General features: G+C 51.4%; 1 protein-coding gene. It reads right to left on the bottom strand.

Annotated features, from left to right (window positions below; genetic code table 11):
- Positions 1–796 (bottom strand): MBG domain-containing protein (locus tag ICN40_RS11640; RefSeq protein ID WP_304609068.1); only part of this gene is annotated, 796 nt, incomplete at both ends.

Below are 796 nucleotides of genomic sequence, written 5' to 3' on the forward strand. Positions count from 1 at the left end.
AGCTACGGCGCCGCCTAAGGCGCTAGCAGTTTCGCTATTGACAAAGCCGCTGTAAGTCACGCCATTGCCGCCGGTGTATGCCTGACCATCATAGGTCTTAGTAGCGTTGGCAGCGGTCACGGTTAGGGCTTTTTGGTTAATCGTTAAGGTGCTAGGCACATAAGTGATGGTGTAGTTCGCTAAGCCAGTACCGGTAGCGCCGCTCACCAAGATACCGTTGGTAGAGCCGCTATAAGTCCCTGCACCTTGAGTAGCTGGTACGGTGGTATTGCTGTTTTGAGCCAGCGCTACGGCAGTTACTGTATCGCTATTGACTAGGCCAGTAGCGGTATAGCGAGTAGCGCCAGTATTGTTAGTACCCAATACCAAGGCAGTGCCATAAGTCGTGCTTTGATCAGCAGCGGTAATGGTCAAGGCCTTCGGATTAATCGTTAAGGTGCCATTGGCATAAGTAAAGCTGTAGTTAGTCGCTGCCAAGTTATTGGCAGCGGCAGTAATAGCAACAGTCCCTGCTCCGGTAGTTGTCGTAGCGGTAGTGGCGATCGTTGGTGCGCCAGTTAATACAGCAGCAGTTTCATTATTGACGTAACCAGTGATGGTGTATGTCAGGCTTGGGTTGGCTGCGCCATACTCTTTGGACTTGTTATCGGCTGTTACGGTTAAGCCGGCTTTATTCACAGTCAAACTACCGTTGGCATAGGTAATGGTGTAGTTTGCGCTGGTCAGACCAGAAGGAACGATGGTGTATGTTGCGGCGTTGATCGCATTTTGTGAGGTGCCGCCGTAAGCTACGGCG

The organism is Polynucleobacter sp. Fuers-14 (assembly GCF_018882045.1).
Taxonomy (GTDB): Bacteria; Pseudomonadota; Gammaproteobacteria; order Burkholderiales; family Burkholderiaceae; genus Polynucleobacter.